Source organism: Pedobacter glucosidilyticus (assembly GCF_002483235.1).
Lineage (GTDB): Bacteria > Bacteroidota > Bacteroidia > Sphingobacteriales > Sphingobacteriaceae > Pseudopedobacter > Pseudopedobacter glucosidilyticum_B.
This window is the reverse complement of record NZ_DLHN01000035.1, coordinates 83,072-103,663: the sequence shown is the minus strand read 5'-3', so window position 1 is coordinate 103,663 and position 20,592 is coordinate 83,072. Positions and strand designations below refer to the sequence as shown.

Sequence of the window (20,592 nt, the reverse complement as noted above, 5' to 3'; positions counted from 1 at the left end):
CCCACCAAAGCGGGCTGCAAAATTAAATAAAATTTTTTAATATTTAAATTTTATTATTTAAAACTTCTTCAATGTATGCAAAGGACGATAACACATCTGCTTTGCCCTTTTTAACTGCTACCGTATGTTCAAAATGAGCAGATGGTTTCTTATCTATAGTTGATACTGTCCATCCATCATCCCAAAATTTAACACCAGCTCTTCCTGCATTTATCATGGGTTCAATTGCTAACACCATACCTTCCTCTAACTTTATCCCTACTCCTCGCTTCCCGTAATTAGGAACTTCTGGCTTTTCGTGTAGTTTATGACCAACGCCATGTCCTACCAATTCTCTTACAACACCAAAACCATTACTTTCTGCATGTTCTTGTATGGCATAGGCTAAATCACCTATTCTATTCCCGGCTACAGCTTTTTCTATTCCTTTGAGAAGACACTCTTTAGTTACCTTCAATAATTTCTTGGTCTCTTCATCTATTTCACCTATTGCGAAAGTATAAGCAGAATCGCCATAAAAACTATTTTTCACTACACCACAATCTACTGAAACGATATCCCCTTCTTTAAGTGTGTACTTACTTGGAAAGCCATGAACTACTTGATCATTTAAAGAGATACATAGCGAATAAGGAAACCCATTATAATTTAAAAAAGCAGGAATGCCTCCATGGTCTCTTATAAACTCCTCTGCTAAATCATTCAATTTTTGTGTAGTAACTCCGGGGCCTATAACATTTGCAATTTCACCATGTGTTTTAGCTACTAGTAAAGAACTTTCCCTAATCAGCTCTATTTCTTCTGCTGTCTTTAAAATAACTCTTGGCATGGATCAAATTAAATTGCAGAACCGGAAGTTGCTGCTCCAACTGGATTACGTCCTTTAATTCTACCTGTTTTCATTAATCCATCATAATGACGCATTAATAAATGACTTTCTACTTGTTGTAAAGTATCTAGTACTACAGCTACTAAGATTAATAGTGATGTACCTCCAAAGAAATGCGCAAACTGAGAGTTAACACCAGCAATAATAGCTATAGAAGGTAAAATTGCTATAATAGCTAAGAATATAGACCCAGGTAAAGTAATCTTAGAAATAACTCCATCTATATAATCAGCTGTTGTTTTACCTGGCTTTACTCCTGGAACAAAACCACCATTCTTTTTCATATCATCAGACATTTGATTAGGATTAATCGTAATGGCTGTATAAAAGAAAGTAAACAGGATAATTAAAATAGCGAAAGTTAAGTTGTAAGCTAAAGATGTATAATCACTAAAGGATGTTAATAAAGAAGATTGAGCTTCCGGAAAAAACTGACCAATAGTAGAAGGAATAAACATAATTGCTTGAGCGAAAATAATCGGCATTACACCAGCCGCATTAAGCTTCAAAGGAATATACTGTCTAACACCGCCATATTGTTTATTTCCAACAATTTTTTTAGCATATTGTACAGGTACTTTTCTGGTTCCTTGAATAATCAAAACCGTGAACATCACAACCGCAAACAAGGCAACAAATTCGATAAAGAAAGCGATTAAACCTCCTTGACCATTTTGTCTACTTAAGAACTCCGCTGAAATACCATAAGGAAGCTGAGCAATAATACCCACCATGATTAATAATGAAATACCATTACCAATACCCTTATCAGTAATTTTTTCACCCATCCACATTACAAACATTGTTCCTGCTGTTAACACTACCATAGAGGTAATACTAAAAAGTGGCTCAGCTATAAGTCTAGCGTCAGGTGTTATTTGAGATTTAACATATCCTATAGCTTGTAAAGCAGTGATTATAATAGTTAAATAACGAGTGATTTGATTGATTTTCTTTCTTCCACTTTCACCTTCCTTTTGCAATTTCTGAAAATAAGGAACCGCAATTCCTAATAATTGAATGACGATAGATGCAGAAATATAAGGCATTACCCCTAATGCAAAAATAGAAGCTCTTGAGAAAGAACCTCCTGCAAACATATTAAGTAAACCTAATAAACCTTCTTTGGCCTCACCAGTATCTAAAGACGCAGGATCAACACCTGGCAATACGATAAATGAACCAATTCTATAAACTAAAAGAATTAAGAGTGTGTATAAAATACGCACTCTTAATTCTTCAATTTTCCAAATATTGGATAAAGTTGTGAACAGCTTCTTCATTAATTATAATTTAACAACAGAACCACCGGCAGCTTCAATTGCTTTTGATGCGGCAGCTGTAAATGCATGTGCTTTTACTTCTAATTTAGCTTTTAATTCGCCTCTACCCAAAATCTTCACCAAATCATTTTTAGATACCAATCCATGCTCTTTCATTACATCAAAGTCTATAAGAGAAAGATTAAATTTCTCTGTTAAACCCTGTAGAACATCTAGATTGACACCTACAAACTCAACACGGTTAGGATTTTTAAATCCTACTTTAGGAACACGACGTTGTAAAGGCATTTGTCCACCTTCAAAACCAACTTTTGAAGAATAGCCAGAACGTGAACCAGCTCCTTTATGACCACGTGTAGACGTTCCTCCACGTCCAGAACCGGTACCACGACCAATTCTTTTTCTATTTTTTACTGAACCTTCTGCAGGTTTTAAATTACTTAAATTCATGGTAATTAAACTTTTTCGATTGCTACCAAATGATTTACTGCTTTTACCATTCCGATAATTGACGGAGTAGCTTCTACCTCTACGCTTTGATTAATTTTAGTTAATCCTAAAGCTTGGATAGTTCTTTTTTGGCGTTCACTTCTATCGATCACGCTCTTAATTTGAGTTATTTTGATCTTAGCCATCGTATTAACCGTTAAATACTTTACTTAATGAAACACCTCTGTTATGAGCTACAGTATGAGCATCTCTTAGTTGAGATAATGCTGAGATAGTAGCTTTAACCACGTTATGTGGATTTGAAGAACCTTTTGATTTTGCAAGTACGTTATGGATTCCTGCAGATTCTAATACTGCTCTCATCGCACCACCAGCAATAACACCGGTACCATTTGATGCAGGTTTCAAGAAAACGAAACCTCCAGAAAATTTACCGATTTGCTCATGAGGTATAGTAGCATTAATGATAGGGACTTTAACTAAGTTCTTTTTCGCATCATCAATTCCTTTAGCAATTGCCTCAGTAACCTCTTTTGCTTTTCCTAAACCATAACCTACAACGCCGTTTTCATCACCAACAACTACGATAGCTGAAAAACTGAAAGTACGACCACCTTTGGTAACTTTAGCAACACGTTGGATGCTAACCAAACGATCTTTTAATTCAATCTCGTTTGCTTTTACTCTTTTTATATTGATAGTTGACATCTGCTTCTGAAATTAAAATATTAAACCTGCTTCACGGGCACCTTCTGCCAAAGACTTAATACGTCCGTGGTATAAGTAACCGTTTCTATCAAAAACTACTTGTTTAATTCCAGCAGCAATAGCCTTCTCTGCAACTTTTTTACCAACCTCTTTAGATTGATCTACTTTATTACCATTTGCACTGAAATCCTTCTCTACTGATGAAGCTGAAACAATAGTTTTACCAGCTATATCATCAATAATTTGAGCATAAATACCTTTGTTACTTCTGAAAACAGATAAACGAGGGCGCTCTGTAGAACCAGAAACTCTTTTTCTGATACCTTTTTTTATTCTTTCCCTACGGGATAATTTTACTTTTCCTGCCATAACAATTATTTTTTAGCTGCTGACTTACCTGCTTTTCTTCTTAACTGCTCACCTACGAACTTAATACCTTTACCTTTGTAAGGCTCTGGAGTTCTGAATGAGCGAATCTTAGCTGCAACTTGACCAAGCAATTGCTTATCTATAGATTCTAAAATGATGGTTGGGTTTTTACCTTTTTCAGAAGTTGTTGAAACTTTAATTTCTTGAGGTAAAGCAAAAACGATATGGTGAGAATATCCTAGAACTAAATCTAATGTATTTCCTTGATTAGACGCTTTATAACCAACACCTACCAATTCTTGCTCTAATTTGTAACCTTCTGTTACACCAACAACCATGTTGTTAAGTAAGGCTCTGTATAAGCCATGTAAAGCTTTATGACGTTTTTGATCTGAAGGACGTTTTACTAATAAAGTATTATTTTCTTGCTCAACGATGATATCAGCATCAACTTGTTGACTCAATTCTCCTTTAGGTCCTTTTACAGAAACTAAATTGCTTGAAGAAACTGTAACCGTTACTCCACTAGGGATTGAAATCGGGGCTTTTCCTATTCTTGACATCTCTTTCTCCTCCTAATTAATAAACGTAACATAAAACTTCACCACCTACATTTAACTGTCTAGCTTCTTTATCAGTCATTACTCCTTTTGAAGTTGACATGATAGCAACGCCTAAACCGTTTAATACTCGTGGCATAGTACTAACACCTGCATACTTTCTCAAACCTGGTTTACTCGCTCTTGTTATGGTGCGAATAGCAGGAACTTTAGTAATTGGATGATACTTTAATGCAACTTTAATTGTGCCTTGCGCATCGTTATCCTCAAACTTATAGTTCGTGATATAACCTTTATCAAAAAGAACTTTTGTAATTTCTTTTTTCAGGTTCGATGCAGGAATTTCAACAACCCTATGGTTGGCCTTGATGGCATTCCTTACTCTTGTAAGATAATCTGCTATTGGATCTGTATACATTTTATTGTTATATAAATAAAAAGAATTTTTTTGGACCGCAAAAGTACAAAAAAATTCTTTATTCTTTTAATTTAATTACCAGCTTGCTTTTCTAACCCCCGGAATCTTACCTGCAAGTGCCATTTCACGGAAAGTAACCCTTGAAATACCGAACTGACGCATGTAACCTCTTGGACGACCAGTTAATTTACAACGATTGTGTAAACGAACAGGTGAAGAGTTTTTTGGTAATTTATCTAATCCCGCAAAATCTCCAGCAGCTTTTAATTCTTCTCTTTTAGCAGCAAACTTTGCTACTAATTTTTGACGCTTAATTTCGCGAGCTTTTACACCTTCTTTAGCCATTGTTAACTTTATTTTGATTTTTAAATGGTAACCCGAATTGTTTAAGTAACTCTAACGCTTCTACATCTGTTCCGGCACTAGTTACAAAAGTGATATCCATACCTTGGATTTTATTGATTTTATCAATATTAATCTCAGGGAAGATAATTTGCTCTGATACACCTAAAGTATAGTTTCCATTTCCATCAAAGCCTTTATCGTTAATACCTTTGAAGTCACGGATACGTGGTAAGGCAACTGCGATTAAACGGTCTAAAAACTCATACATTTTATTATCACGTAAAGTTACACGTACACCTACTGGCATACCTTTACGTAATTTAAAGTTAGAGATATCTTTTTTAGACTTTGCTGCAACAGCTTGTTGTCCGGTGATAGTAGTTAACTCTACAATTGCTGCTTCAACTACCTTTTTATCAGTTACGCCCGCACCAACACCTTGGTTGATAGCGATTTTCTTTAACTTAGGCACTTGCATAACACTCTTATATTGGAACTTATCCTTAAGAGCATCAACAATTTCTGCCTTATATTTGTCTTTTAATCTTGGTACGTAAGCCATTAGTTAATTTCCTCCCCAGATTTTTTAGCTATTCTAACAACTTTTCCGTCTTCTGTTCTCTTTCTTGAAACTCTTGTAGCTTTACCCGTTTTAGGATCAACTAATGCTAAGTTAGAGATATGAATAGGAGCTTCTTTTTTACTAATACCGCCATTAGGATTAGTAGCACTTGGTTTAGAATGTTTAGAAACCATATTAGCACCTTCTACGATAGCTCTGTTTTCTTTAATTCTTACTTCAACTACTTTACCTTGTTGACCTTTAGAGTCTCCGGCGATAACCGTTACTAAATCTCCTTTACGGATATTTAATTTTGGTTGTGATTTTTTCTTATTTTCCATTTTACAAAACCTCCGGTGCTAATGATACAATTTTCATGAATTGTTTTTCACGCAGTTCTCTTGCAACCGGGCCAAAGATACGTGTACCTCTTGGTTCATCCTGGTTATTTAATAATACTGCCGCGTTATCGTCAAAACGGATATAAGAACCATCTTTTCTTCTGATTTCCTTTTTCGTTCTAACTACTACAGCTTTAGATACTGTTCCCTTTTTGATGTTTCCTGATGGAAGTGCTGCTTTTACAGTTACTACCACTTTGTCACCAATAGAAGCATATCTCTTACCGGTACCACCTAACACTCTGATAACTAAAACTTCTTTAGCTCCAGAATTGTCGGCAACGTTTAATCGTGATTCCTGTTGTACCATCTTACTTAGCCCTTTCTAAAATTTCAACTAATCTCCAGTTTTTGTTCTTACTCAGAGGACGTGTCTCCATGATCAAAACGGTATCTCCAACACCGCAATCATTTTTCTCGTCATGAGCCATAAATTTGGTAGTCGTCTTTACGAACTTACCATAAATTGGGTGCTTTACTTTTCTCTCCACACTCACTACAATAGATTTATCCATCTTATTGCTCACCACTAACCCAATTCTTGTTTTTCTTAATTTTCTTTCCATTTCGACTCTAAAAATTATGAGTTACTTTCAGAAGCTGCCTTAGCTTGCGCTTGGCGCTGAGTTAATTCTGTACTTAAGCGAGCAATAGTCTTTCTAGATTTATAAATTCTAGTAGGATTCTCTATTGATGAAACTGCATGTGCAAATTTCAACTTAGTCATAGTCGCTTTTTCTTCCTGAATTCTGGCAACAATTTCGTCTGTAGCCAGCGCTTTAATTTCTGCGTATTTCATTTTACTATTAGTAATTAGTTTAGTTTAAGCTGTCTTTGTTAGGTAACGGCCAACAAAAAAAACTAAAAACTGGTTTTATGCTTCTACGTAATCTCTACGTACTACAAACTTAGTTTGAACCGGTAATTTCTGAGCCGCAAGACGCATAGCTTCTTTAGCAACCTCAAAAGGCACACCTTCTGCTTCGAAAAGGATTCTACCTGGTCTTACAACTGCAACCCAATACTCAGGCGCACCTTTACCTTTACCCATACGTACTTCCGCAGGTTTCTTGGTAACTGGTTTGTCTGGGAAAATACGAATCCATACTTGGCCTTCACGTTTCATAAAACGTGTTACCGCAATACGGGCTGCTTCTATCTGGCGGCTGGTAATCCAGCACTCTTCCAGTGATTTTATTCCGAATGAACCGAATGCAAGCTCAGCACCACGAGTGGCTAGGCCTTTCATTCTGCCCTTCTGCATTTTTCTGAACTTCGTTCTTTTTGGCTGTAACATTACTTTATTCTTTAATCGTTAAACGATAGTTTCTAACTGAATTATCTTTTACCTCTATTAGCTCCACCGGCACCACCACGGTTTCCACCACGGTTGTTACCACCTTTTCTATCACCACGCTCGCCACCTCTTGGAGCAAAGTTTGAAGAACCTTCGGTTTTTCCACCTTTACCTGCGCTAGCTCCGATATTTGGAGATAAATCTCTCTTACCGTAAACTTCACCTTTACAAATCCATACTTTGATACCGATTTTACCGTAAGTAGTTAATGCTTCACCTAAAGCATAATCAATATCAGCTCTGAAAGTGTGTAGAGGAATTCTACCGTCTTTGTATTGTTCAGAACGAGCCATCTCTGCACCACCTAAACGGCCAGAGCACATAATTTTAATTCCTTCTGCACCCATTCTCATAGTTGATGCGATAGAAGTTTTCATAGCTCTTCTGAAAGAGATACGAGCTTCTAATTGTTTCGCAACACCATCTGCCACCAATTTTGCATCTAGCTCAGGTCTTTTGATTTCAAAAATATTGATTTGAACATCTTTCTTAGTTAATTTCTTTAACTCTTCTTTGATTTTATCAACTTCTGAACCGCCTTTACCGATTACAATACCCGGACGAGCAGTGTGAATAGTAACAGTTATACGTTTTAATGTTCTTTCGATAACAACTTTAGATACGCCACCTTTTGCTATACGCACTGAAAGGTATTTACGAATCTTTTCATCCTCAACTAATTTATCAGAATAGTTATTACCACCATACCAGTTAGAATCCCATCCTCTGATGATTCCTAATCTGTTTCCTATTGGATTAGCCTTTTGTCCCATTTCTTCTTAATTAGTTTTGAGGTTCTACATTTTTGCTATCTACTACCAAAGTTACATGGTTAGAACGTTTACGTATTCTGTAACCACGACCCTGAGGTGCAGGTCTTAAACGTTTCAACTGACGACCACCATCAACCATAATTGTTTTCACAAATAGTTGAGCATCTTCAGGACGTTGACCCTCATTTTTTAACTCCCAATTTTTAATGGCAGATAATAATAGTTTCTCAACCCTTATAGCTGCTTCTTTATTGGTATATTTTAGGATATAAAGTGCCTTTTCTACGCGTTCACCTCTGATTAAATCAACAACCAGTCTCATTTTACGAGGAGAAGTAGGGCAATTATTTAATTTTGCTATTGCTTCCATTTCTTATTATCTTTTCTTTTCAGAGTGACCTCTAAATGTTCTGGTTGGAGCAAACTCTCCAAGCTTATGACCAACCATGTTCTCGGTTACATAAACCGGAATGAATTTATTTCCGTTGTGTACTGCGAATGTATGACCTACGAAATCCGGAGATATCATTGATCTTCTTGACCAAGTTTTGATTACAGTTTTCTTACCTGAATCATTCATCGTAGAAACTTTTCTTTCTACATTATGGTCTATATATGGTCCTTTTTTAATTGAACGAGCCATTATTTTTTCCTCCTCTCAATGATGAAACGATCTGAATATTTCTTTTTGTCGCGAGTTTTGAAACCTTTCGCCAATAAACCTTTTCTTGAACGTGGGTGACCTCCAGAAGATCTACCTTCACCACCACCCATTGGGTGATCAACAGGGTTCATTGCAACACCTCTAACTCTTGGACGACGGCCTAACCAACGTTTTCTACCGGCTTTACCTAAAACTTCATTTGAATGTTCTGAGTTAGATACAGTACCAATAGTTGCTGTACAGGTAACTAAAATCAGACGAGTTTCACCAGAAGGCATTTTGATAGTTGCATATTTACCGTCTCTTGCCGCTAATTGAGCGTAAGAACCAGCACTTCTTGCAATTTGAGCTCCTCTTCCTGGGTTGATTTCTATATTATGAATGATAGAACCCAGAGGGATATTTGCTAATGTTGTAGTGTTTCCTATTTCAGGAGCTACATTTTCACCAGAAACAACTTTCTGTCCAACCTGTAAACCTTCAGGAGCGATGATATATCTTTTCTCTCCATCAGCATAGTGTAACAGGGCGATACGGGCAGTACGATTTGGATCGTACTCGATTGTTGCTACAGTTGCGGGGATATCTTTTTTATCGCGTTTAAAATCTATCAATCGGTACAATTGCTTGTGACCCCCACCGAGATAACGCATAGTCATTTTACCAGTATTATTACGACCACCAGATTTCTTGCTTTTTACAACAAGAGACTTCTCAGGAGTTCTTGTAGTGATTTCTGTGAAATCAGCGCCAACTCTGAAACGTGTTCCTGGGGTTACTGGTTTAAATTTTCTTAAGCCCATTTTTTAATTATATATTGCTATAAAAGTCAATAGTTTCACCTTCTTTTAAAGTAATAATAGCTTTTTTATATTTAGCTATTCTACCTTGTACGATACCAGTCTTAGTAGATCTGGTTTTGTTTTTACCTACTACAACCATCGTATTTACTGCATCTACAGTAACACCATACATGGCCTCAATTGCAGATTTAATTTGCAATTTGTTAGCTCTGTGATCACACTGGAAAATATAACGGTTCAATTTCTCAGTTAACACAGCGGCTTTTTCTGTAAGAACGGGTTTTTTTAAAATTTCCATATTACTTAGCTAATGCCTCCTCTAATGTTTTTACCGAACCGGTAGTTAATACTAATTTTCCTGCGTTTAATACATCGTATGTATTTAACTGATCTGCTGTAATAACTTTAGCTTTTTGAAGATTTCTGCTTGCTAAATAAACGTTTTGGTTTGCTTCTGCTAAAACAACTAATGTTTTTTCGTTTGCAAAATTTAAAGCATTTAGTAAGCTGATAAAGTTTTTAGTTTTCGGAGAATCAAAAGTAAAGTCTTCTAATACTAAAACACTGTTATCCTGAGCTTTGTAAGAAAGCGCAGATCTACGAGCAACTTCTTTTAACTTTTTGTTCAATTTAAAGCTGTAATCACGTGGTTGAGGACCAAAGATTCTACCACCACCATTAAATAATGGAGATTTAATACTTCCGGCTCTAGCACCACCTGTGCCTTTTTGCTTGTACAATTTTCTAGTTGATCCAGCAATTTCATTACGTTGTTTAGACTTGTGAGTACCTTGACGTTGATTTGCCAAATACTGTTTTACGTCTAAATAAATCGCATGGTCATTAGGCTCAATACCGAAGATTCCCTCAGGAAGTTGCACCTTGGCACCTGTTTCTTTACCTGAGATGTTTAATACTTTAACTTCCATCTTACTTCTCGATTAATACGTACGAACCCTTTGCTCCTGGTATAGAACCACTAACAACTAATAAATTTTGCTCAGCAAAAACTTTAACGATTTGAAGGTTCTGAATTTTCACCCTAGAACCACCTGTTCTTCCGGCCATTCTCATTCCTTTAAATACTCTTGAAGGAAATGAAGATGCACCTAATGAACCTGGAGCTCTTAAACGGTTGTGCTGTCCGTGAGTTTGCATACCCACACCACTAAAACCATGGCGTTTTACAACACCTTGAAAACCTTTACCTTTAGAAGTACCAACTACATCTACGTAATCACCTTCTAAGAAAAGATTAACATCAACAACATCACCTAAAGATTTTTCTTCTGTAAAATACTTAAACTCAACAAGCTTACGCTTAGGTGTAGTTCCAGCTTTCTCAAAGTGACCTTTTAATGAAGCAGTGGTGTTTTTTTCTTTCTTCTCGTCGTAAGCTAACTGAACAGCAGCATAGCCATCTTTCTCGACGGTTCTAACTTGTGTTACCACACAAGGTCCAGCTTCGATAACAGTACAAGGTATGTTTTTACCCTCTGCGTCGAAAATGCTGGTCATTCCTACTTTTTTTCCAATAATTCCTGACATTTCTTAAATTAAATTAACACCCATCGAAGCAGTAGGGCTTCGTTCAAGGTGGATACAATATTCCCAAAAGGGACGGCAAAGATAAGAAACAGTTATTAATAATCAAACAGTTATAAGTTTATTTTTTATATTTTTTCTTAACACCAGAATAACCTAAAATTTAATCTATCATACTAAAATTTATTTATCTTAAATTATTGTTATTGATAAAGACAAACTATCTTCTGGTCACCATTAAAAACTGGGGTATACACTGTTAGTAAGAAAAATAAGAGACTTATAAAAAAAAGAAAGGATTGCTTTATAAGAAAATTCGTTCGTTTAACACTTCTAAATCAATATTTTAAGTTTTCATTCTATATAAATCTACAATATTCTAATCTTTTTACTGTTTATTCAGTATAAACTCTTTACATAAATGAAAAATAAATGCTATCTGTTTACCGGCATAATACTAATATTTGCTGGAACAATAAATTTTTCTAAAGCACAAACAAGCTTAAATGCTCAATATGAAAATATTGTGGAAAAAGCCAATAATTATCAGGAATATAAGGTGATTAACCAGAATCAGATAAAAAGTCTCTGGAAAAATACAACTGATTCTTTAAAGAGTAATCAAGCTAAATTAGATAAAGCTCAAAGCCAAATTAATAAACAACAATTAGAAATTAACCAACTTAAAAAGCTTTTATCAGAAAAAAACAATCACTTATCTAAAGCTTTAAATGCCAAAGATGAAATACTACTCTTAAGTTTTGTTCCGCTTTCTAAAGCTGCCTATCAAACTACCATGTGGGGTCTAATTATTTTTTTGCTCGGTTTAGCTACTTTCTTAATACTTAGGACCAAAAACTTTAGAAAAGAAGCTCTTTACAGGATAAAACTTTTCAACGATTTAAATGACGAGTTTAAGAATTATAAAATAAAAGCTAATGACAATGAGAAAAAACTTGCCAGGGCTCTACAAGATGAAAGAAACAAATTAGACGAATTATTTAGGCGTTGATAAGCGTTTAATTAATTCAGCACTTTGAACACGCCCTTTTTCTAGCAGAGGTTCAAAAAAATCCTTTGCTTCTTTAAAATGAGTTTTGTAACCCTCCATATCTTTATATCTGATAATAGAAGCCCACTCTCTTACTGCTGTATGAAACTCTAAATCATCTCCTCTAATACTTTTATCGTATAAAGCAGTTTGAATAGTATCTTCTAATAAATCTTCATTCTTAAAGAGGTACTCTACAATTCCTAATCTGAGTTTAAAAGGAGGCGTTTGGCATATCATGTTATCATAAGGATTGATGCCTAATTGGTGCCACGCATCAACCATAGCAAGTAAGCTAAGATGAGAATTATGCTTAGCTAACTCCTGATTATCGCCTATGCTAAATTCTTGCATAATATCGTCATCAAACAAAATAAGATTGGTTTGTTCATGAAAAACAAAATCCCTTGCTTTATAAATTCTTTCTCTAAAATTAGCTTCATCCTCTTGAATCATCATTTTAAATAAAATGGATTCTGACTGAGCGTAAGCAATAATCTGAGCCGTTGCATAAGGATTTAGAATAGCCAAACCGGCATAAATATGTGCTTTGTAACTAAAAATTCTTAAAGTTGTAAGAATCTTAACATTATCTATCCCAGAAACATAAGCACCACTCTCCCAAGGATAAGTTCCTGCATTTTTCCAAGCAGTACCCATACTTTCAAAACCCATGTGCGTTACCGCTTGTGTATCTGCCATGATTTGATCATGCTGATGATAATCATTAAGCTCAATAATTTCAGATTCTAGAAGTTGTAAAACTTGCATAGCCTTAGCATAAGATGCAGCAGATATCCGATGTGGCGCAACAATTAACTTTTGACCTTTAGTACTAAAACCTGGACCATGCAAAGAATGAGTTAAGATTAATTCTATATCTTTTGATAAATAACGCTCAAATGCTTCTACTTCTGGAGTTTTAACCGATGTCATACCTGTTACCATAGCTCCCTTTTTTGTAGAAAAAGCACAAGCAGCTACAACTTCTTTAATCTTTTCTGCTTCTACAGCGTAAAAAATAAAATCGCATTTTGCAGATACTTCCAAACCATTATTCAGAATTATGATACCTAAAGGACCTAATTCTTCTTGAAGTTCTAGCATACGATCAGGCAAATCACATCCAAAAACAGAAAGCCCTGCTGCTGCAAATTTCTTTGCATACAGCTTACCCATATCTCCTAGACCTATTAATCCTATATTCATCGTTGCTAAGATATTAAAAGATATAGATTTTAAATCCCTAAAATTGAGCAATATCTTTTCAAAGCCTCTAACTCTACCTGGGCTACAAAAAGATGAAAACCTTCTTTTTGATTATCCACTTGAGCATTTTCTAAGGCTTCATAATATTTCATACGATTTTCGGCATCGCCTTTAATATTTGCAATTACATAACCATTTTTTAATAAAATAAGATTCATGATAAGCCTAGATGTTCTACCATTTCCATCTAAAAAAGGATGAATAGTAACTAATCTTTCAGAAAGTTCTGCAGCTAAAACCACCGGATGTAAATCCTTTTTATAGGCCTGATACCAAAAAAACAAATCCTCCATTTGCTTTTTTATCAAATATGGCTGTGGAGGTAAATGCCTGCTACCGCTAATCATAACTTGTACATCTCTATAAATACCTGCATTTTTAGAATCTATCCCTTTAAGGATAAGGGCATGCAACAATAATAAATCCCTCTCAGAAAAATCAGCATCTTTTCTTATTAATTCTTTTAAAAAATCTAAGGCCTCTTTATGGTTTATAGCTTCTAAGTGCTCTCTCATACTTTTACCAGAGATGGTAATACCCTCATTAATTACTAAGTCTGTTTCTTTAAGTGTGAGCGTATTCCCTTCTATCCTATTGCTTTCAAAAGTGTATTCTAACTCTAGAGCCTCTATAATCTTGAAACTATCTAAAGCTCTATGCTGTGTCAACTTTTCCTTTAACTTATCTATCTCTGCTAAAACATCATTTACTTTATTAATAATTAGCAGTTCGCTTTTCTTATAATACTTAATCTTTTCTTCAGCAACAGAAAGAACTTCCAAGGCAAAATTACCATAACCTACTTGCTCAACAACTTGCTCGCTTAACCAATCTATTAATAATTCATGTGCATCTATGTTTAATATTTGCGCAATTTGTATAATTTGATCTCTACTGGGCTTTCTAACTCCTGATTCAAATTTACTGACCAATGAAGAATCAACCATAAGTAATTGTGCAAGCTCTCTAACTTTTAGCCCTTTCTTAATTCTAGCAGATTTTATTCTTGAAACCATATCATGACATTTTTAGTCATGACAAATATAGTCATAACCACTGGATTAAAAAAAATCTAAAAACAAAAAGCCCTTTCCGATTTTCAGGAAAGGGCTTATAATTTTATCAAAAAGCTAACTATCAGACTTTAATTTCTACTTCAACACCTGAAGGTAATTCAAGTTTCATTAAAGCATCTACAGTTTTTGCCGAAGCACTATAAATATCTAATAATCTTTTGTAAGAGCATAATTGAAACTGCTCTCTTGCTTTTTTGTTTACGTGTGGAGAACGTAATACAGTGTAAATTTTCTTCTCGGTTGGAAGAGGAATTGGACCACTAACTACTGCACCCGTAGGTTTAACAGTTTTAACGATTTTCTCAGCAGACTTATCTACTAAATTGTAATCGTAAGATTTTAATTTAATTCTAATTCTTTGGCTCATTGTTGTTTTAAGTTATGATCTTCCGTTAGAGCTATTAGTAACAGAGACCGGATTTTTCTTTATAAATAAGGATTAAAGAACAAAGATTTAACGACAATATTTAGTCTTCTTATCTTTGCTCTTTATTCTTTTGTGTCAATTATGCGTTTGCTTTAGCACCTTTAGCTTTTGCTACTACTTCTTCTTGTACGTTTCTTGGAGCTGGCTCATAATGGTCAAATTCCATTGTAGAAGTTGCTCTACCAGAAGTAATAGTACGTAGCTGCGTAACATAACCAAACATCTCTGAAAGTGGCACTAAGGCTTTAATAACTTGAGCACCAGCTCTTGTATCCATACCTTGTAACTGACCACGACGACGGTTTAAATCTCCCATTACATCACCCATGTTTTCTTCCGGAGTTAATACCTCAATTTTCATGATTGGCTCCATTAATACTGGTTTACATTTTGGAAGTGCCTCGCGGAAAGCGTTACGAGCTGCTAATTCGAATGATAATGCATCTGAATCCACTGGGTGGAAAGAACCATCAATTAAACGAACTTTCATTGAAGTTACAGGGAAACCTGCTAACACACCGTTTGGTAACGAAGCCTCAAATCCTTTTTGTACTGATGGAATAAACTCACGAGGAATAGAACCACCAGATATTTCGTTCTCAAACTGAAGACCAACTTTAGTCTCATCATCAGCAGGAGAAATAACAACTTGGATATCAGCAAATTTACCACGACCACCAGTTTGTTTTTTGTAAGTTTCACGGTGTTGAACAGTACCGGTAATAGCCTCTTTATATGCTACTTGTGGCGCACCTTGGTTAACCTCTACTTTAAATTCACGTTTTAAACGGTCCATTAAGATATCTAAGTGAAGCTCACCCATACCTTGTATAATGGTTTGTCCTGAATCTTCATCAGTATGAACGCGGAAAGTAGGATCTTCCTCAGCTAATTTACCTAAAGCCATACCTAATTTATCAACATCAGCTTGAGTTTTTGGCTCAATAGCTAACCCGATAACTGGATCTGGGAAATTCATCGACTCTAAAACGATAGGATTTTTCTCATCGCAAAGTGTATCTCCCGTTTTGATATCTTTAAAACCTACAACGGCAGCAATATCACCAGCTCCAACATTAGGAATAGGGTTTTGCTTGTTTGCATGCATTTGGAAAATACGAGAAATACGTTCTTTATTTTCTGAACGAGCATTGTAAACGTAAGAACCAGCCTCTAAGTTACCCGAGTAAACACGGATAAAGCATAAACGACCAACGAAAGGATCGGTAGCAATTTTAAATGCTAAGGCAGAAAAAGGCTCTTTAATATCTGGTCTACGAATTACCTCTTCGCCAGTATTAGGATTAGTTCCATTAATACCTTCTTGATCTAATGGTGAAGGCAATAATTCCATCACGTAATCAAGCATGGTTTGTACACCTTTGTTTTTGAAAGATGAACCACAAACCATAGGAACAATTTTAGCATCCAATACAGCTTGACGTAAAGCGTCTAAGATTTCACGCTCTGTAATGCTAGAAGGATCATCAAAGAATTTCTCCATTAATGACTCATCATATTCAGCAACTGCTTCTAATAATTTCTCTCTCCACTCTGTTGCTTCCTCAACTAAATCATCAGGAATTGGAACCTCTGTAAAAGTCATCCCTTTATCAGCTTCATTCCAAACGATACCTCTCCAGTTAATTAAATCAACAACACCTTTGAAAGAATCTTCTGCACCAATAGGAATTTGTAAAGGAATAGCATTAGAACCTAACATTTCTTTTACTTGCTTAACAACTTTTAAGAAGTCAGCACCAGCTCTATCCATTTTATTAACAAAACCGATACGCGATACATTGTAGTTGTTAGCTAAACGCCAGTTGGTTTCAGATTGAGGTTCAACACCATCAACCGCAGAAAATAAGAAAACTAAACCATCCAAAACACGTAAAGAACGGTTTACCTCTACAGTAAAATCAACGTGACCTGGGGTATCAATAATATTGATATGATAGTTATCTCCTCTGTATTTCCAGTTTACAGTTGTTGCAGCAGAAGTAATGGTTATACCTCTTTCAGCCTCTTGAACCATCCAGTCCATAGTAGAAGCACCATCGTGTACCTCACCAATCTTGTGGTTCACACCTGCATAATATAGAATACGCTCTGTTGTGGTAGTTTTACCAGCATCAATGTGAGCAGCAATTCCAATGTTTCTTGTGAATTTTAAATCTCTTGACATCTTATGTTATTAATGATTGAAGGATTGAATGAATGATTGAATAATATATTCCTCCAGTCAATCAATCCCTCATTCTATCATTTAAAATTTAGAATCTGAAATGAGAGAAGGCCTTGTTAGCTTCTGCCATTTTATGTGTATCTTCTTTTTTCTTCACTGCAGCACCCTCGCCTTTAGCAGCAGAAATAATTTCACCAGCTAATTTTTCCATCATGGTTTTTTCACCACGTTTTCTTGAATAGCTAATTAACCATTTCATACCTAAAGCAATTTTACGCTCAGGACGAACTTCTGTAGGTACCTGGAAGTTAGCACCACCCACACGGCGTGATTTAACCTCTACTCCTGGCATTACATTGTTTAAAGCTTTTTTCCATTGCTCTAAACCGTTTTCGCTGGTTTTAGACTCAACTAAATCAATAGCTTTATAAAATATATCGTAAGCGATAGATTTTTTTCCATCGTACATCATATTATTCACAAACCTGGTAACCATAACGTCGTTAAACTTTGGATCAGGAAGAATAATTCTCTTTTTTGGTTTCGACTTTCTCATGTTCTTTTCCTCCGTTTAATTATTTCTTTTTACCTTTTGCTGGAGCTGCTGCTGCTTGTCCTGGTTTTGGTCTCTTAGTACCATATTTAGAACGACGCTGATTACGACCTGCAACACCTGCAGTATCTAAAGCACCACGAACGATGTGATAACGAACACCTGGTAAATCTTTTACTCTTCCACCTCTTACTAACACGATAGAGTGCTCTTGTAAGTTATGACCTTCACCCGGAATATAAGCGTTAACTTCTTTACCATTGGTTAAACGTACACGGGCAACTTTACGCATTGCAGAGTTTGGTTTTTTAGGGGTAGTTGTATATACACGGGTACATACTCCTCTTCGCTGTGGACAGCTGTCCAACGCTGGGGACTTACTCTTATCCTCCAGAGCTACTCTACCTTTCCTAACTAATTGTTGAATGGTTGGCATTTAATGAATTTATGTTTAAAAATTTCTTTTAACTACCCTCAAATTTGAACACGGCATACCATGCCCATTTAAAAGGACTGCAAAAGTAAGTTTTTATTTTTTGATATTCAATAGTTTGTGTGAAAAAAGTTTAAATGTCCGATGACCGATGTCGGAAGTTTGATTTAAACGCCGAGGATGTATTAGCAATTAGAAAAGCATATTTATTACTACTATTAAAGGTAGTTACGCTTTCCGCACTTGCTTTTAGCAATTTATCAATTACTAAACAGCTCAAACAAAGGCTTCAATCGGGTTTAGGTGGATACAATAGACTTAAAAACAGAGTTTCATCTTCCCTGAATTATAATTATAGTTTTTAATTAAGAAACCGTTGCTTTCAATTTTAACAATAACTGTTTAGAAACCGGAAATTTCTCTTTAGGAACATCTAACATATCTGAAACCTTATCTCCCAGTAAAAACCTCATAAAACCAGCTATCTCTACATTTTTGATTTGTTTTCTATCATTTAAACTGTAAAAACATTGTAGTAAAGATTTGGTCAGTTGTTTTCCAGCAAGTGATGGTTTAAAATGCCTACCACTAATTGCCTTTTCTAAATCTAAAGCTTGACTCCCATTTTGTGGTAATAACTCTGGAGTTAGCCCTAAAACAGCTCCAATCCAACTCCAATAATTGATATAAGCCATTTGCTCCTGATAAGAAATAGTAAAACCCATTTTTCTTAATCCTCTAATGACTATCAAAGAAAAAGAAAGGTTGGTTCCGGCTAAATCTTCTTGATTAACTGGCAACCCTAAATTATAATCCCAATCCCCTTTTAAAATGTAATACCTACCGGCAGCATGCATGAGTCTTACCTTAAAGAGCTGAACTTTAGCATCACCAGTTTCATCAAACCCCTTTGGATTCATCATCGAAGCCACAAACATTCCTGTTTCTTCTAATCTCTTGGCTACATCTTTATACATTCTTTCTGTTTGATAAAGAACCATGGCACCATCGGCAGCAGCATAACAATAAGGTAAAGATAATAGGCCTAAAAGCTGGAGTATGTATGTTGATTTCTTTTTATAAAATGCTAAAGCATCGTTTTTTATTTTCAAATCAACAAGTCCGATTCTTTTCAATTCTTCATCAAAAAATGTGGCTTCTGGTATTTCAGCTAAAAAAGCTACCCAATTGGCATTGGTTTTTAAATTGGCTAATGCTAAATCTAATCTCCTTTTATGATCAGCATTAGAAAAATAATTTGCTATAAAATCATCTGCCAGAGGGTCCCCTACTTGTCTAAACTTATCTAAATCTAATGCCATTAAAAAATTGGTTTTTAGAACTGATAATAAAAATGTTTAAGAATTGTTTGGATAAAACCTAAATAAAAAGCTGTACTCAAGATATTTAAGCGAGTTTGCAATTAATCAAAGGATGAGTATAGGCTTTTACTGGAGTATTCTAACATCATGAAAGGCAAACACTTTATCGTATTCTTTTGGCAAACTTGTTGTAAAGGCTTACTTACATTTTATTTTAAATTGAAAAACATGACTACATCAAAAAACAACTCGAAGAGCAAGGCTTCTAAAGAGTTAAAAGACCCGAAAACAAGTAAAGAACAAAAAAGTGAAGCTGCTAAAGAATTGGGCAGCTCTAAAAAGAAAAAATGACATTAGTTATGATAAGGTTTGGCTCAGAAAAAAGCCAAACCTTATTTATCATTATTTAAGCCTTCTTTACAAACTCTGATTTTAAATACATAGCTCCAAAGCCTTCTACCTTACAAGAAATATTATGATCTCCAGAGGTAAGGCGAATATTCTTCACTTTAGTGCCAATTTTAATAGGCTTAGGCGAGCCTTTTACAGGTAAATCTTTTATTAAAATAACCGTATCTCCATCTATGATTTCATTACCGTTTGCATCTAATACTTTATCAGCAACGATAGTTTCAATTTCCTCTGCTTCTGGATTCCATTCATAGAAACACTGAGAACAAACCAAGTAATCTTGTTCTGGATAGGTAAATTCAGATCCACATTGTGGACAGTTATGGTTATTGCTCATCAATTAAATTAAAGATGCGAAGTTAAGATTTCCTTAATATCAATAAAATTATTAAGGATTTCTATTAATCTTCGTACCTCTTACTTTTAAACACGCCAAATAATTAGCTTGAATAAATTTTGAATTAACATATCACTTCACTAAACTTAAAATTATAAAATCATATTTTCCAATTTCAGAGGCTTAATAAAAAAAATGCTACTAGAATTCTTCATTTCGCAGTTCCTCAGCTCTTTTAATACATTGTGCTAAGCTTCCATAATAATAGTTTTTTTGACCATTTATATTTATGTATAATTTCCAAGAATAATACTCTTTTTTAATATAACCAAATTGATATTTATAATTATCAGAACATAGATCAAAATAATTTAATCCATTCACATTTGTTTTTCCTT

General features: G+C 35.1%; 32 protein-coding genes. 2 read left to right on the top strand and 30 right to left on the bottom strand.

The genetic code is table 11. From position 1 onward, the window contains the following. Positions 1-43 precede the first annotated feature (43 nt). The 22 genes from map to rplC all read right to left on the bottom strand — a co-directional run bounded on the left by map (position 44) and on the right by rplC (position 11,130). The gene (map, locus tag B2745_RS15020; protein WP_304068271.1) at positions 44-829 is read right to left on the bottom strand and encodes a type I methionyl aminopeptidase; all 786 of its coding nucleotides are present in this window, start codon (positions 827-829) and stop codon (positions 44-46) included. Positions 830-837: 8 nt separating this feature from the next. Further along, positions 838-2,172, bottom strand: a complete 1,335-nt coding sequence (gene secY, locus B2745_RS15015; protein WP_026904310.1) for a preprotein translocase subunit SecY — start codon at positions 2,170-2,172, stop codon at positions 838-840. 3 nt (positions 2,173-2,175) lie between these two features. Next, positions 2,176-2,622: a 50S ribosomal protein L15 gene (gene rplO, locus B2745_RS15010; protein WP_304068270.1), complete on the bottom strand. Its 447-nt coding sequence runs from the start codon at positions 2,620-2,622 to the stop codon at positions 2,176-2,178. Between the two features lie 5 nt (positions 2,623-2,627). Next, the gene (gene rpmD / locus B2745_RS15005) at positions 2,628-2,807 is read right to left on the bottom strand and encodes a 50S ribosomal protein L30 (protein WP_026904308.1); all 180 of its coding nucleotides are present in this window, start codon (positions 2,805-2,807) and stop codon (positions 2,628-2,630) included. Positions 2,808-2,811: 4 nt separating this feature from the next. Next, positions 2,812-3,330, bottom strand: coding sequence for a 30S ribosomal protein S5 (rpsE, locus tag B2745_RS15000; protein WP_026904307.1), 519 nt, complete (start codon positions 3,328-3,330; stop codon positions 2,812-2,814). Between the two features lie 12 nt (positions 3,331-3,342). Further along, positions 3,343-3,699: a 50S ribosomal protein L18 gene (gene rplR, locus B2745_RS14995; protein WP_026904306.1), complete on the bottom strand. Its 357-nt coding sequence runs from the start codon at positions 3,697-3,699 to the stop codon at positions 3,343-3,345. A gap of 5 nt (positions 3,700-3,704) precedes the next feature. Further along, a complete protein-coding gene (rplF, locus tag B2745_RS14990; RefSeq protein WP_026904305.1) occupies positions 3,705-4,262 on the bottom strand; it encodes a 50S ribosomal protein L6 in 558 nt (185 codons plus the stop codon). A gap of 16 nt (positions 4,263-4,278) precedes the next feature. Continuing rightward, positions 4,279-4,677 (bottom strand): 30S ribosomal protein S8, encoded by a 399-nt coding sequence (gene rpsH / locus B2745_RS14985; protein ID WP_026904304.1) that lies wholly within the window; start codon positions 4,675-4,677, stop codon positions 4,279-4,281. A gap of 75 nt (positions 4,678-4,752) precedes the next feature. Beyond that, complete coding sequence (gene rpsN / locus B2745_RS14980; protein ID WP_026904303.1) at positions 4,753-5,022, bottom strand: 30S ribosomal protein S14; 270 nt, start codon at positions 5,020-5,022, stop codon at positions 4,753-4,755. Next, a complete protein-coding gene (gene rplE, locus B2745_RS14975; protein ID WP_026904302.1) occupies positions 5,015-5,584 on the bottom strand; it encodes a 50S ribosomal protein L5 in 570 nt (189 codons plus the stop codon). The genes rpsN and rplE overlap by 8 nt, the downstream gene beginning before the upstream one ends. Beyond that, positions 5,584-5,925, bottom strand: coding sequence for a 50S ribosomal protein L24 (gene rplX, locus B2745_RS14970; RefSeq protein ID WP_026904301.1), 342 nt, complete (start codon positions 5,923-5,925; stop codon positions 5,584-5,586). The genes rplE and rplX overlap by 1 nt, the downstream gene beginning before the upstream one ends. Before the next feature lies 1 nt (position 5,926). Continuing rightward, entirely contained in the window at positions 5,927-6,295 is a 369-nt protein-coding gene (gene rplN, locus B2745_RS14965) for a 50S ribosomal protein L14 (RefSeq protein WP_026904300.1), read from the bottom strand. A gap of 1 nt (position 6,296) precedes the next feature. Then, positions 6,297-6,551, bottom strand: coding sequence for a 30S ribosomal protein S17 (gene rpsQ / locus B2745_RS14960; protein WP_026904299.1), 255 nt, complete (start codon positions 6,549-6,551; stop codon positions 6,297-6,299). Positions 6,552-6,565: 14 nt separating this feature from the next. Continuing rightward, on the bottom strand, positions 6,566-6,784 hold the full coding sequence (gene rpmC, locus B2745_RS14955) for a 50S ribosomal protein L29 (RefSeq protein ID WP_304068267.1): 219 nt from the start codon (positions 6,782-6,784) through the stop codon (positions 6,566-6,568). Positions 6,785-6,859: 75 nt separating this feature from the next. After that, the gene (gene rplP, locus B2745_RS14950) at positions 6,860-7,282 is read right to left on the bottom strand and encodes a 50S ribosomal protein L16 (protein ID WP_026904297.1); all 423 of its coding nucleotides are present in this window, start codon (positions 7,280-7,282) and stop codon (positions 6,860-6,862) included. 41 nt (positions 7,283-7,323) lie between these two features. Continuing rightward, complete coding sequence (gene rpsC, locus B2745_RS14945; RefSeq protein ID WP_304068263.1) at positions 7,324-8,115, bottom strand: 30S ribosomal protein S3; 792 nt, start codon at positions 8,113-8,115, stop codon at positions 7,324-7,326. Between the two features lie 10 nt (positions 8,116-8,125). Then, a complete protein-coding gene (gene rplV, locus B2745_RS14940; RefSeq protein ID WP_026904295.1) occupies positions 8,126-8,485 on the bottom strand; it encodes a 50S ribosomal protein L22 in 360 nt (119 codons plus the stop codon). Positions 8,486-8,491: 6 nt separating this feature from the next. Further along, entirely contained in the window at positions 8,492-8,758 is a 267-nt protein-coding gene (gene rpsS / locus B2745_RS14935; RefSeq protein ID WP_026904294.1) for a 30S ribosomal protein S19, read from the bottom strand. Then, positions 8,758-9,582 (bottom strand): 50S ribosomal protein L2, encoded by an 825-nt coding sequence (gene rplB / locus B2745_RS14930; RefSeq protein WP_026904293.1) that lies wholly within the window; start codon positions 9,580-9,582, stop codon positions 8,758-8,760. The genes rpsS and rplB overlap by 1 nt, the downstream gene beginning before the upstream one ends. A 7-nt stretch (positions 9,583-9,589) precedes the next feature. After that, positions 9,590-9,880 carry a 50S ribosomal protein L23 gene (gene rplW, locus B2745_RS14925; RefSeq protein WP_026904292.1) on the bottom strand — a complete coding sequence of 97 codons (291 nt, stop codon included), beginning with the start codon at positions 9,878-9,880 and terminating at the stop codon, positions 9,590-9,592. A 1-nt stretch (position 9,881) separates the two neighbouring features. After that, complete coding sequence (gene rplD, locus B2745_RS14920; protein WP_026904291.1) at positions 9,882-10,511, bottom strand: 50S ribosomal protein L4; 630 nt, start codon at positions 10,509-10,511, stop codon at positions 9,882-9,884. Position 10,512: 1 nt separating this feature from the next. Further along, positions 10,513-11,130: a 50S ribosomal protein L3 gene (gene rplC / locus B2745_RS14915; protein WP_026904290.1), complete on the bottom strand. Its 618-nt coding sequence runs from the start codon at positions 11,128-11,130 to the stop codon at positions 10,513-10,515. Between the two features lie 418 nt (positions 11,131-11,548). Here rplC and B2745_RS14910 point away from each other — a divergent pair, with 418 nt between their 5' ends. Next, positions 11,549-12,139 (top strand): hypothetical protein, encoded by a 591-nt coding sequence (locus B2745_RS14910; RefSeq protein ID WP_304068261.1) that lies wholly within the window; start codon positions 11,549-11,551, stop codon positions 12,137-12,139. On the opposite strand, the gene B2745_RS14905 is transcribed toward B2745_RS14910, so the two are convergent. From B2745_RS14905 to B2745_RS14875, 7 genes are all read right to left on the bottom strand, one after another. Then, positions 12,125-13,387: a prephenate dehydrogenase gene (locus tag B2745_RS14905; RefSeq protein WP_304068259.1), complete on the bottom strand. Its 1,263-nt coding sequence runs from the start codon at positions 13,385-13,387 to the stop codon at positions 12,125-12,127. The two genes, B2745_RS14910 and B2745_RS14905, sit on opposite strands and share 15 nt — an antisense overlap. Positions 13,388-13,416: 29 nt before the next feature. After that, positions 13,417-14,463: a Fic family protein gene (locus B2745_RS14900; protein ID WP_304068257.1), complete on the bottom strand. Its 1,047-nt coding sequence runs from the start codon at positions 14,461-14,463 to the stop codon at positions 13,417-13,419. Between the two features lie 121 nt (positions 14,464-14,584). Beyond that, the gene (rpsJ, locus tag B2745_RS14895; RefSeq protein ID WP_013633190.1) at positions 14,585-14,890 is read right to left on the bottom strand and encodes a 30S ribosomal protein S10; all 306 of its coding nucleotides are present in this window, start codon (positions 14,888-14,890) and stop codon (positions 14,585-14,587) included. Between the two features lie 139 nt (positions 14,891-15,029). Beyond that, a complete protein-coding gene (gene fusA, locus B2745_RS14890) occupies positions 15,030-17,138 on the bottom strand; it encodes an elongation factor G (RefSeq protein ID WP_026904286.1) in 2,109 nt (702 codons plus the stop codon). A gap of 88 nt (positions 17,139-17,226) precedes the next feature. Beyond that, positions 17,227-17,694 (bottom strand): 30S ribosomal protein S7, encoded by a 468-nt coding sequence (gene rpsG, locus B2745_RS14885; protein WP_026904285.1) that lies wholly within the window; start codon positions 17,692-17,694, stop codon positions 17,227-17,229. A gap of 19 nt (positions 17,695-17,713) precedes the next feature. Further along, on the bottom strand, positions 17,714-18,127 hold the full coding sequence (gene rpsL, locus B2745_RS14880; RefSeq protein WP_026904284.1) for a 30S ribosomal protein S12: 414 nt from the start codon (positions 18,125-18,127) through the stop codon (positions 17,714-17,716). 362 nt (positions 18,128-18,489) lie between these two features. Further along, entirely contained in the window at positions 18,490-19,446 is a 957-nt protein-coding gene (locus tag B2745_RS14875; RefSeq protein WP_304068255.1) for an oxygenase MpaB family protein, read from the bottom strand. 228 nt (positions 19,447-19,674) lie between these two features. Between B2745_RS14875 and B2745_RS14870 the strand changes: the two genes are divergently transcribed. After that, a complete protein-coding gene (locus B2745_RS14870; protein WP_304068253.1) occupies positions 19,675-19,797 on the top strand; it encodes a hypothetical protein in 123 nt (40 codons plus the stop codon). Between the two features lie 55 nt (positions 19,798-19,852). Here B2745_RS14870 and B2745_RS14865 read toward each other — a convergent pair whose 3' ends face one another. Continuing rightward, positions 19,853-20,194, bottom strand: coding sequence for a zinc ribbon domain-containing protein YjdM (locus B2745_RS14865; protein ID WP_304068251.1), 342 nt, complete (start codon positions 20,192-20,194; stop codon positions 19,853-19,855). Positions 20,195-20,592 lie beyond the last annotated feature (398 nt).